Genomic DNA, 11287 nt, shown 5'->3' on the forward strand with positions numbered 1-11287 from the left:
GCTACATCGCTCCCACACACGCAAGGTCACGCTAGCGCGCCGGCTGTAACCGGCGCAATCGCGCAGTGAGGTTCTAGATCGCGGTCGCCCGCGCGCGCTCGATATAGAGGCTGCGCAGCCGTTTCGCCACCGGCCCGACCTTTCCATCGCCCACCGGTTTGCCGTCGACCGCCACGACTGGCAAGACAAGCGAGCCAGCCCCGGTGATGAAGGCTTCTGAGGCCGCGAGCGCCTCGGCCGGCGTGAACGGACGCTCGTCCACCTTCAGGCCCTGGTCGCGGATCAGGTCCAGCAGGGTGTGGCGGGTGACGCCGCGCAGGATGTTGGCGTTGGTGTCGCGCGTCCGCAGGGTGCCGTCGTGATCCACGATCCAGGCGTTGGAAGACGCGCCTTCTGTGACGAAGCCCAGCTCATCGACGAACCAGGCCTCGGCCGCGCCCTTCTCTCGCGCCGCCTGCTTGGCGAGGGCGTTGGGCAGCAGGCCGACCGTCTTGATATCGCACCGGCCCCAGCGGTTCTCCGGCGTGGTGATCACCGAGACACCCTTGGCCGCCTTGGCCTCGGTCGCCGCGCGGTCCACCCCCTTGACGGTGATGACCACGCTGGGCGGGGTCGGATCGGTGGGGAACGCGTGGTCGCGGGGCGCGACGCCACGGCTGACCTGCAGATAGACCAAGCCCTCCTTCACGCGATTGCGGCGCACCGCCTCGCGCAGCACCACGGTCAGGGCCGCCCGCGACATGGGCATGTCGATCCGCAGTTCCGAAAGGCTGCGCTCCAGCCGGGCGAAATGCCCCTCCGGATCGGCCAGCTTGCCGTCGAACAGCGCCCAGACCTCGTAGACCGCATCGGCCAACTGGTAGCCCCGGTCCTCGATATGGACCACGGCGTCGCCATGACGCTCGAAGGCTCCGTTCACATAGGCGACACGGCCCATCAGGCGTCCTCTTCTTCCAGGGGGCGGGCTCCGGAGAGCCCCAGGGATTTCAGCTTCCGGTGCAGGGCCGAACGCTCCATGCCGATGAAGGCGGCGGTGCGGGAGATGTTGCCGGAGAAGCGCAGCATCTGGGCGTTCAGGTACTCCCGCTCGAACACCTCGCGGGCCTCGCGCAGCGGCAGAGAGATGATCCGCTCCGCCCCCATGCTGGAGTTGTTGTCCGACTGGACCGAGTCGCTGGGCAACATGTCGGCGGTAATCGGTTCGGACGGGTCGCCCGAGGCCAGGATCAGCATCCGCTCGATATTGTTCCGCAGCTGGCTGAGATTGCCCGGCCACGAGCGCACCTGCAGGGTCGCCAGGGCGTCATCCGCCAGCCGCCGCTTGGCCATGCCGGTGGCCTCGCAGATCCGCTGGATGAAGTATTCCACCAGCTCCGGGATATCCTCGCGCCGCTCGGACAGCCCCGGCACAGACACCGGCACGACGTTCAGGCGATGGAACAGGTCCTCGCGGAACCGGCCCACGGCGATCTCCTCGCGCAGGTCGCGGCAGGTGGAAGACACCACCCGCACGTCCACCTGGACATCGGCCGCCCCGCCCACCCGGCGGAACCGCTGCTCGACCAGCACCCGCAGGATGCGGCTCTGGGTTTCGCGCGGCATGTCGGCCACTTCGTCGAGATAGAGGGTGCCGCCGTGGGCGCGTTCGAACACGCCGATCTTGGCCGGCCGGCCGCCCTCGGCTTCCTCGCCGAACAGCTCGCTGTCCACCCGCTCCGGCGTCATGCCGGCGGCGCTGATCACCACGAACTCATTGCGGGCCCGAGGGCTCGCCCCGTGGATCAGTCGCGCCACGGTCTCCTTGCCAGCCCCAGGCGGGCCCGAGATCATCACACGGCTGTTCGCGCCGGCCAGCTTGCCGATCAGGCCGCGCAGCTGTTGGGTCGCCATCGACTTGCCGATCAGGCCCTCCGGCGTGATCGTCTGGGCCCGCAGCCGGCGGTTTTCCCGCTTCAGGTTGGCGGCCTCCAGGGCGCGCTCCACCACCAGCAGCAGCCGATCCGACTTGAACGGCTTCTCCAGGAATTCATAGGCCCCGCGCTTGATGGCGCTGACCGCCGTCTCGATGTTGCCGTGGCCCGAGATCATGATCACCGGCAGGTCCCCATCGAGGGTCTTGACCAAGTCGAGCAGCTCCAGCCCGTCCATCCCTCCGCCCTGCATCCAGATGTCGAGGACGATCAGGGCCGGCTTGCGGGCGGTGATCGCCGCCAGCGCGCTTTCGGAGTCGTTAGCCGTGCGGACGGCGTAACCCTCATCCGTCAGGATGCCGGCCACCAGCTCGCGGATGTCGGCCTCATCATCGACCACCAGTACATCAGCCGCCATCAGTCCACCTCCACGCTGGTCTCGACCGCCTCCGACGCCGACCCGGTCCGGATCACCGCCATGGAGGGGAGTTGCAGGATCGCCCGGGCCCCTCGCCCGCGCGTCGCGTCCGTCAGAATCAATTCGCCGCCATGGTCTTCGAGGATGCGCTTGACGATGGCCAGACCGAGGCCTGTCCCCTTCTCGCGCGTCGTCACATAGGGCTCAGTCAGCCGGTCCCGGTCCTTGTCAGGCAGGCCGACGCCGTTGTCTTCCACAGTCACCGCCGCGCCTTCGGCATCCACTACCAGCTCGGCGATGATCCGGCCGCGGGGCTCGGGATCGCCGGCCACCCGCGCGGCCACAGCCTCGGAGGCGTTCTTCAGGACGTTGGTCAGGGCCTGGGCGATCATCCGACCGTCAGCCAGCACTGTGACCTCGGGCAGCGGCTCGACCAGCTCCACATCGATGTCCGGGGTCGCCACTCGCTGAGCGAAGACCCCGGCGCGAAGCAGTTCGGCGGCGTCGTGGCGGGCGAACTTCGGCGCCGGCATCCGGGCGAAGGACGAGAACTCGTCGACCATCCGGCCAATGTCGCCGACCTGGCGCACGATGGTGTCCGTGCAGCGGTCGAAGGTCTCGAGGTCCTCCGCCGGCACGCCTTTGCGGAACTTGCGTTGCAGCCGCTCGGCGGACAGCTGGATCGGCGTCAGGGGGTTCTTGATCTCGTGGGCGATACGCCGCGCGACGTCGCGCCAGGCGGCGTTCCGCTGGGCCGAGACCAGTCGGGTGATGTCGTCGAAGGTCAGCACCAGGCCGTCCGACGTGCGGCTGGCCCGCACCCTCAGGCGGTGGGTGATGTCGCGGGCGCGCGCCACATCGACCTCTTCCTCGGCCAGACCGGCGATCCGGGCGTTCTCGGCCACGGCGGAAAACTCTGGCGCCACCTCGTCCAGGCTGCGGCCATGTCCGTGGTCGCCGGGCAGGTCCAGGAGGGTCACCGCCTGGCGATTGGCGGCCGAGATCCGGCCTTCGGCATCGGTGGCGATGACGCCCGCGGACACCTCGGACAGCACGGTCTCGATGAACTGACTGCGCTGTTTGGCTTCGTTGGAGGCCGAATGCAACGCCGCCTGCTGACGCTCTAGATCCCCGGTCATGCTGTTGAAAGCGCGGGACAAGACAGCGATCTCTTCAGGATCCTTGTCCGTATCGACACGGGCTGTCAGATCCCCCGCCGCCACGCGCCCCGCAGCGTGCACCAGGCGCGCCACCGGGCCGGAAATGCCGTTGGCCGCCGCCATGCCCAGCCACACCGCCCCGACCAGCACCAGCAGCGCAGTCTCGCCGTAGGACAGGGCGAACACGGTCTGGATCCGCGCCCTGCTCTGGGCGGCTTCGCGATAGGAAACGACCGAGCTTTCAGCGTCGCGCAGCTGGCTGATCATCCCCTTGGCCAGGGGGCGCATCACATAGAGGTAGGCGTCGGGAAAGGCGCGCAGCCGATACAGGGCCCGCACCATGTCGTTGGGATCGAAGGAGGCGGAGATGGTGTCGCCTTCATCCGCCGCCTTGAACCGCGAGGGCGGCGGAATGACGAAGGGCGGCGCGTCATCGGCCTCGGCGCGGGCCAGGATACGACCGTCCCGGTCGACCACATAGGCGGCCTGGAAGGCATGATAGGACGCCTGCTGGGCCAGGAAGTGGCTGAAGGTGACGGGACTGGCCTCAAGGCCGGGCGCCGCACGATTGAGGTCCGCCGACATCAGGGCCACGTGGTCGCTGATGTAGCGCTGCTGGTCCTCGAGATAGGAGCGCGAGATCGTGGCGGAGTTCTCCACCACGGTCTGGACGCGGCTGGAGAACCAGTTGTCGACACCGCGATTGACCAGCACCCCGTAGAACAGAGCCACGACCACGGCCGGCGCCACGGCGGCCAGGGCGAACAGGGTGACGAACCGCAGATGCAGGCGCGCGCCGGCGTCGCTCGACTGCGCATCCAGCAGAGCCAGAAGCCGCAAGCCCACAATCCCGGCCAGACCCAGGATCAGAATCAGGTTGAAGCCCAGGATGACCAGGATGTTGCGGCTGGCCGGCGCCAAGGGACCGGTCTCCGGCGGCGACGCCGCCAAGAGCACCGCCACACCGGTCAAAACGGCCGCAAGCGCGTAGCCCCCGCCCAGCAGATACCGGGACTGCAGCAGCCGACCCACGCGCGCGGCGTGTGGCGAATTCGGCTCTACATCGTGACCCAGGACCGCCATGACCCTACGACCCTAGGCGGAACTGTGCCCCAAACTCAACAGGTATGTTGCTGCAAAGCTTCTGTTCCTAGCGGCGGCCGCGGTTCATCTCCACGCCCAGATCCTGGATCTTCTTCCGCAGGGTGTTGCGGTTCAGGCCGAGGATCTCCGCGGCCCGCACCTGATTGCCTCGCGTCGCCGCCAGGGTGAGCTGGATCAGCGGGCGCTCGACCTCTTCCAGCACCCGGTCGTAGAGGCCGATCGGCGGAATGCCGTCGGGTTGTTCGGCGAAATAGCCGCCAAGGTGCCGCTCGACGAGGGTCGCCAGGGTGACCGGCCCCTCCTGTCCGGGGGCTACCGGCTGCTGATCGGCGAGCTCACGCTCGACGATGCGGGCGCTGATCAACTCCTCGCCATAGAGGGCGCAGATCCGGCGGACCAGGTTCTCAAGCTCGCGCACATTGCCCGGCCAGGCGTGCAGCTTCAGCCGCTCCAGGGCGCCGGCGTCGATGGTCTTGGCCGGCAGGCCCTCGCGGTTGGCTCTCAACAGGAAGGCGCGCGCCAGATCCGGAATGTCCTCGACCCGGTCGCGGAGCGGCGGAAGGCGCAAGGGGGCGACGTTGAGGCGGAAGAACAGGTCCTCCCGGAACAGGCCCTGCTGGATCAGGGCGCGCAGGTCGCGGTTGGTGGCGGCGATGATCCGCACGTTCGGCCTGCGGCCGGTCTTGGGATTGAGCGTCGTCTCGGAGCCGTCGATGACCCGCAACAGCCGGGTCTGGGCGTCCAGCGGCATGTCGCCGATCTCGTCCAGGAACAGGGTGCCGCCATCGGCCTCGACCAGCTTGCCCAGGTCGCCGTCGTCGCGCCCGAACAGCTCGGCCTCCACCCGCTCGCGAGGCACGGCGGCCAGGTTGATGACCACGAACCTGCCGTCCTTGCGCCGTCCCATATCGTGCAGGGCGCGGGCGACCAGCTCCTTACCGGTCCCGGACTCGCCCAGGATCAACACCGTCAGGTCCGCGCCGACCAGACGGGCGATGGTCCGGTACACATCCTGCATCGGCCCGGAGCGGCCGATCAACGGCAAGCGCTCATCGCGGACCGCACGGGCCTGGGCCTTGGAGGCCTCGGAGTCGGCCGGGCGCGACAGGGCGCGGCGGGCGACCGAGGTCATGTCATCCAGGTCGAAGGGCTTGGAGACATAGTCGAACGCCCCACCTTCGGTGGCGCTCACCGCGGTCAGCAGGGTGTTCTGGGCGCTCATCACGATGACCGGCAGCTTCGGCCGTTCCTTGCGGATGCGGGGCAGGACGTCGAACAGGTTCTCGTCCGGCATCATCACGTCGGTGACGACGAGGTCGCCCTCCCCGTCCGACACCCATTTCAGCAGGGTGGTGGCGTTGCCGGTGGCGCGCACTTGGTAGCCCAGCCGGGTGAAGGCCTGGCTCAGCACCAGTCGGATCGAGCTGTCGTCGTCCGCGATCAGGATCTTCTTGTTGGCGTTGGCCACGGCGTTCATGCCGAGAACTCCTCTTCGGATGCGATGGGCAGCAGCACGCGGAAGGTCGTACGGCCCGGCTCGGAGTCGAAATCGATCAGGCCGCCATGGTTGGCGACCAGCTTGGACACCAGGGCGAGGCCGAGGCCGGCGCCGTTGGCCTTGGTGGTGACGAAGGGCTGGAACAGGCTCTCGCGCAGATGGGTCGGCACGCCGGGGCCGTTGTCGGTGACCCGCACCTCCAGCGGCGCGCCCCGCAGTTCCTGGCCCTTGGCGGCCCGCACGCGGACGCCATGGCGATAGGCGGTGCGGATCGTGATCTCGCCGCGACCGTCGCCCCTGGAATGGGCCGCCTCGGCGGCGTTCTTCACCAGGTTCAGGAAGATCTGGATCAGCTGGTCCTCGTCGCCGAGGGTCGGCGGCAGCGAGGGGTCGTAGTGCTCCTTCAAGCCCAGACCATCGGCGACGCCGTTGGCGGCCAGGGCACGCACCCGGTCCAGCACCTGGTGGATATTGACCGGCTTGCAGTCCGGCAGGGCGTCGTCGGAGAAGGCCTCCATCCGGTCCACGAGCCGGCGAACCCGGTCGGTCTCGTCGACGATCAGCTGGGCCAGGGGCGTATCCTCGGCCTTGGCCCCGGACTTCAGCAGCTGCGCCGCGCCGCGGATGCCCGCCAGCGGGTTCTTGATCTCGTGGGCCAGCATGCGACCGAGGCCGACGATGGTGCGCAGGCCGGCCGCTTCCGGCCCGCCACCGCGCTCCACCCCAAAGGCCCCGCCCCGCACATGCAGGGTGAGCAGCACCGAACCATCGCCCAGGGGGGCCGCCGCTCCGTCCGCCTCAAAGCTGGGATGTCCGAACAGGGAGATCTCCACCCCGCGCTCGCGGACCGCCGCATCTTCTTCCAGCGCCCGATTGAGCAGGGACACCAGGGCCGAGCCCGGCGGCAGGGCCGCCTGGAACCGCCCGCGGGTCAGGAGTCCGAGCCCCTGGCCGAACAGACGCTCGGCCGCTTCATTCACCGCCACCAAGGCCCCGTCTCGGCTCACCACCAGGGCCGGTTCAGGGGAAAGCTCGAAGGCCGCCGCCTTCAGCGCCTCCATGTTGATGCCGCTGCTTGCGGTCTGGGTTCGCCCCGTCATGCCGCCAAACTCCTGTCTGGATCGCGCCACAACGCGATCAGGCCTTGCTCGACCCGGGCCGGCTCCTCCTCGCGGCAAAGCGCCTGCCGAGCGCTCCGCCTGGCCTCGGCCTGCGTGGGCCAAGGCGCGTTATCAACGTAGGACGCCAGGTGCTTGCGGAAGATCCGCAGGCCCAGGCGGTCGCCATAGAACTTCAGACTGTCGCGGAAGTGCTCGAGGGCGATCGCGAGCCGCGTCTCCGCGTCCGGCTCGCTGAAGGACCGACCGGCCAGACCGGCCTCCACCTGAGTGGCGACCCAGGGGCGGCCATAGACGCCGCGCCCGATCATCACCCCATCGGCGCCGGATTGGGCCAGGGCCTCCCGCGCCGTGGCGCCATCGACAATGTCGCCATTGACGATCACGGGCACGGACACCTCGTCCTTCACCGCACGCACCGCCGACCAGTCGGCGGCGCCCATGTAGAACTGGCTGCGGGTCCGGCCATGGACCGTTACAGCCCGCGCGCCCCGCGCCACGGCGCGGCTGGCGATCTCCGGGGCGTTCTTAGAAGCGTCGTCCCAGCCCAGGCGCATCTTGACCGTGACTGGCACATCCACGGCATCCACCGCGGCGGCGACCAGGACCTCAGCGAGGTCAGGCTCGCGCATCAGGGCCGAACCCGACAGCGCCCCGCCGGTCACTTCCTTGGCCGGGCATCCGAAGTTGAGGTCGATGATCTGGGCCCCGGCCTCGGCGGCCAGGCGCGCGCCCTGGGCCATGAGCGCGGGATCGCGGCCGACCAGCTGGACCACCATCAGCGGCAGGCCCTCACCGACAGCGGCGCGGCGGACGACGTCGGGCCGACCGCGGGCGAACTCCGCGCAGGCCACCATCTCCGTCGCCACATAGGACGCGCCGAGCCGGCTGGCCGCCCGCCGGAATGGCAGGTCCGACACGCCGGTCATGGGCGCGATCCACGCCCGCCCCGGCACTTCGACACCCCCGACTTCGAGCAAAGTGCTCATTTTATAGTCATCCCCATCGCCCCCTTTTTAGGCAACTTGTGCGGCGCCGTAAAGCCCAGTTTCGCATCATCGCCTAAGGGTGTGCTGGACAAGCCGCAGGGCCGCCCTAAACAGACCGCCCATGGACTTCTCCGTCGTGATCGTCGCCGCCGGGGCCAGCACCCGGGCCGGGCCGGGGGCGCCGAAACCTTGGCGCGTATTGGCCGGACAACCCATTCTCAGGTGGTCGGTGGAGGCCTTCGTCGCCGCCGGGGCTCGCGAGATCATCGTGGTCACGGCGGCGGATCGGGTGTCCGAGGCTGACGAAGCCCTGGTCGGCCTGCCCCGTTGGCGGGCCGTGCCGGGCGGCGCCCAGCGCGCAGATTCCGTCCAGGCGGGGCTGAAGGCCCTGGCAGGTCCGAAGGATGAGGCGGTCCTGGTTCACGACGCCGCCCGCCCGCTTGTGACGCCGGCCCATGTCCGCGCGGTCCTGTCCGCGCTCTCGGAGGCCGACGGCGCGATCCTGGCCCTGCCCGTGGCCGACACCCTGAAGCGGGGCGCCACCGAGATCGAAGCGACGGTCCCGCGCGACGGCCTGTGGCGCGCCCAGACGCCCCAGGCCTTTCGCAAACAAGCCCTGCTCGACGCCTACGCCCGCTGGCCGGGCGATGCGGAGCCGACCGACGACGCCGCGATCGTGGAGCGCGCCGGTGGCCGCGTGGCCCTGGCTCCCGGCGATCCCCTGCTGATGAAGCTCACCTATCCGGAGGACTTCGCCATGGCTGAGCGCCTGGCGGGCGCAGCCCGCGTCACCTGCATCGGCCAAGGGGTCGACGCGCACCGCTGGGGCCCGGGCGACGCCGTCTGGCTCTGCGGGGTCCGGATCGACCATGACCAGACCCTCATCGGCCACTCAGACGCCGACGCTGGCCTGCACGCCCTGACCGACGCCATCCTCGGCGCCATCGGCGACGGTGACATCGGCGAGCACTTCCCGCCCACCGATCCCCAGTGGAAGGGCGCCTCTTCCGACCGGTTCCTGACCCACGCCGTCGAGCGGGTCGCCGCGGCCGGCGGCCGGCTGGTCAATGTCGATGTCACCCTGGTCTGCGAGCGCCCTCGCATCCGCCCGCATCGCGACGCCATGCGCGAGCGTCTGGCCGACCTGCTCAGGCTTCCCCTCGCCCGCGTCAGCGTGAAGGCCACGACGACCGAGGGCATGGGCTTCACCGGCCGCCAGGAGGGTCTGCTGGCCCAGGCCATCGCCACGGTCGAACTGCCCGCCTGACCGTTTCTCCGCCCCGGCTCTTGTGCGGAGCCGCCGGCCGGTGCTCACCTCTCTCCCCACCTCGCTTCGGAATCGCCCATGTTCAATCTCGAGATCGAAACCCTGGCCCGGCTGCTGATCGATGAAGCGCGCCAGCGCAATCTTCGCATCGTCACGGCGGAAAGCTGCACCGGCGGCCTAGTGGCGGGCGCGATCTGCGCGATCCCCGGAGCGTCAGACGTCTTCGAGCGCGGCTTCATCACCTACAATAACCGCGCCAAGCAGGAGCTGCTGGGGGTTCCCGGCGAACTGATCGCCGACCTCGGGGCCGTGTCGGAGCCGGTGGCCCGGATGATGGCCGAGGGCGCCCTGGAAAACTCCAACGCCCACCTCGCGGTCGCCATCACCGGCGTCGCCGGCCCCGGCGGCGGCACGCGCATGAAGCCGGTGGGCACGGTGCACATCGCCACCGCGCGCACGAACCACGGCCTGATGCACAGCCAGGAGTTCTTCCAGTACGAGACCCGCGCGGAGATTCAGCTCGCCGCAGTTCAGGCTGCTCTGCAGCAGATGCGCGACCGGCTCGTCCCCTAGCCGTAGAGCTGCTTCGCGCGGTCGTCGAAGCAAGCCATCAACTTGCTGACCGCGCTCTCGAAGTTCCGCGCCAGCAGGGCTTCGAGCAGCCGGGTCTTGAAAGCGAAGTCGATATCGAACTCCACACGAACCCCGGCCGGGTCTTCGTGGAACTCCCAGCGATTGCGCAGGGTGTTGAACGGACCTGAGAGCAGGTTCACGTCAATGGTCCGCAACGCCGGATCGCGTCGCACACGGGTGGCGAACTTCTCCCGCAGGAACGAGAAGCCGACCCGGGCCTCGGCGTCCACCCAGCTGACACCCTCCGCGTCCACCCGAGCGTTCCAGGTGCGCATGGCGGTCAGCCAAGGGACGAACTGCGGATAGGACTCCACGTCGCCGACCAGGGCGTACAGCTGGTCAGGCGCATAGGGCAGCACGCGGGTCAGATGATGACGCAAAGCCCTAGAGCGCCGCGTCCTTGGCCCGGCTGTCCTTAGCCTGGCTGTCTTGGGCCAACCGCGCAGCCTTCAGCCGCGCGAAGTCCTCGCCGGCATGGTGCGACGAGCGGGTCAGCGGGCTGGCCGAGACCATCAGGAAGCCCTTGGCCCGCGCGATCTCCTCATAGGCCTTGAACTCGTCGGGGGTGACGAACCGGTCGATGGCGGCGTGCTTGCGAGTGGGCTGCAGGTACTGGCCGATGGTCAGGAAGTCGACGCCGGCCGAGCGCATGTCGTCCATCACCTGCATGACCTCTTCCTTGGTCTCGCCTAGGCCGACCATCAGGCCGGACTTGGTGAACTGGTTGGGGTCACGCTCCTTCACCCGCTCCAGGAGGCGCAGGGAATGGTAGTAGCGCGCGCCGGGCCGGATGGAGAGATAGAGCCGCGGCACAGTCTCCAGGTTGTGATTAAAGACGTCAGGCTTGGCGTCGATGATCAGCTCAGCGGCCGAGACCGGCTTGCGCAGGAAGTCCGGCGTCAGGATCTCGACGGTGGTCGCAGGCGCCGCCGCCCGTATCGCCCGGACGACTTCGGCGAAGTGCGCCGCGCCGCCGTCGGCCAGGTCGTCGCGGTCCACCGAGGTGATGACCACGTGCTTGAGCCCCATCTTGGCCACGGCGTCGGCCACCCGCGCCGGCTCCGTGGGATCAAGGGCGTCCGGCTTGCCGGTGGTGACATTGCAGAAGGCGCAGGCGCGGGTGCAGACCTCGCCCATGATCATCATGGTGGCGTGGTTCTGGGTCCAGCACTCGCCGATGTTGGGACAGG

Annotated in this window: 10 protein-coding genes; 2 read left to right on the forward strand and 8 right to left on the reverse strand. The window is 69.0% G+C overall.

The genetic code is table 11. From position 1 onward, the window contains the following. Positions 1–73: 73 nt before the first annotated feature. The 6 genes from ACE3TA_RS22080 to dusB all read right to left on the reverse strand — a co-directional run bounded on the left by ACE3TA_RS22080 (position 74) and on the right by dusB (position 8197). The gene (locus ACE3TA_RS22080) at positions 74–937 is read right to left on the reverse strand and encodes a D-amino-acid transaminase (RefSeq protein WP_374576483.1); all 864 of its coding nucleotides are present in this window, start codon (positions 935–937) and stop codon (positions 74–76) included. Continuing rightward, positions 937–2328 (reverse strand): sigma-54-dependent transcriptional regulator, encoded by a 1392-nt coding sequence (locus ACE3TA_RS22085; protein ID WP_374576484.1) that lies wholly within the window; start codon positions 2326–2328, stop codon positions 937–939. The genes ACE3TA_RS22080 and ACE3TA_RS22085 overlap by 1 nt, the downstream gene beginning before the upstream one ends. Continuing rightward, positions 2328–4571 carry an ATP-binding protein gene (locus ACE3TA_RS22090; protein ID WP_374576485.1) on the reverse strand — a complete coding sequence of 748 codons (2244 nt, stop codon included), beginning with the start codon at positions 4569–4571 and terminating at the stop codon, positions 2328–2330. The genes ACE3TA_RS22085 and ACE3TA_RS22090 overlap by 1 nt, the downstream gene beginning before the upstream one ends. A 67-nt stretch (positions 4572–4638) precedes the next feature. Continuing rightward, entirely contained in the window at positions 4639–6069 is a 1431-nt protein-coding gene (locus tag ACE3TA_RS22095; RefSeq protein WP_374576486.1) for a sigma 54-interacting transcriptional regulator, read from the reverse strand. Continuing rightward, positions 6066–7190 carry a nitrogen regulation protein NR(II) gene (locus ACE3TA_RS22100; protein ID WP_374346675.1) on the reverse strand — a complete coding sequence of 375 codons (1125 nt, stop codon included), beginning with the start codon at positions 7188–7190 and terminating at the stop codon, positions 6066–6068. The genes ACE3TA_RS22095 and ACE3TA_RS22100 overlap by 4 nt, the downstream gene beginning before the upstream one ends. Next, complete coding sequence (gene dusB, locus ACE3TA_RS22105; RefSeq protein WP_374576487.1) at positions 7187–8197, reverse strand: tRNA dihydrouridine synthase DusB; 1011 nt, start codon at positions 8195–8197, stop codon at positions 7187–7189. Before dusB ends, ACE3TA_RS22100 begins: the two co-directional genes overlap by 4 nt. Positions 8198–8318: 121 nt before the next feature. On the opposite strand from dusB, the gene ACE3TA_RS22110 reads away from it, so the two are divergent. Both ACE3TA_RS22110 and ACE3TA_RS22115 read left to right on the forward strand, forming a co-directional pair. Next, positions 8319–9464 (forward strand): bifunctional 2-C-methyl-D-erythritol 4-phosphate cytidylyltransferase/2-C-methyl-D-erythritol 2,4-cyclodiphosphate synthase, encoded by a 1146-nt coding sequence (locus ACE3TA_RS22110; RefSeq protein WP_374576488.1) that lies wholly within the window; start codon positions 8319–8321, stop codon positions 9462–9464. 78 nt (positions 9465–9542) lie between these two features. After that, a complete protein-coding gene (locus ACE3TA_RS22115) occupies positions 9543–10037 on the forward strand; it encodes a CinA family protein (protein WP_374576489.1) in 495 nt (164 codons plus the stop codon). Here the strand turns inward: ACE3TA_RS22115 and ACE3TA_RS22120 are convergent. Next, positions 10034–10477, reverse strand: a complete 444-nt coding sequence (locus ACE3TA_RS22120; protein WP_374576490.1) for a type II toxin-antitoxin system RatA family toxin — start codon at positions 10475–10477, stop codon at positions 10034–10036. The genes ACE3TA_RS22115 and ACE3TA_RS22120 overlap by 4 nt on opposite strands. A gap of 4 nt (positions 10478–10481) precedes the next feature. Then, the coding region (gene lipA, locus ACE3TA_RS22125) for a lipoyl synthase (RefSeq protein ID WP_374576491.1) at positions 10482–11287 on the reverse strand (806 nt) is incomplete at its 5' end.

The organism is Phenylobacterium sp. (genome assembly GCF_041916435.1).
GTDB lineage: Bacteria > Pseudomonadota > Alphaproteobacteria > Caulobacterales > Caulobacteraceae > Phenylobacterium.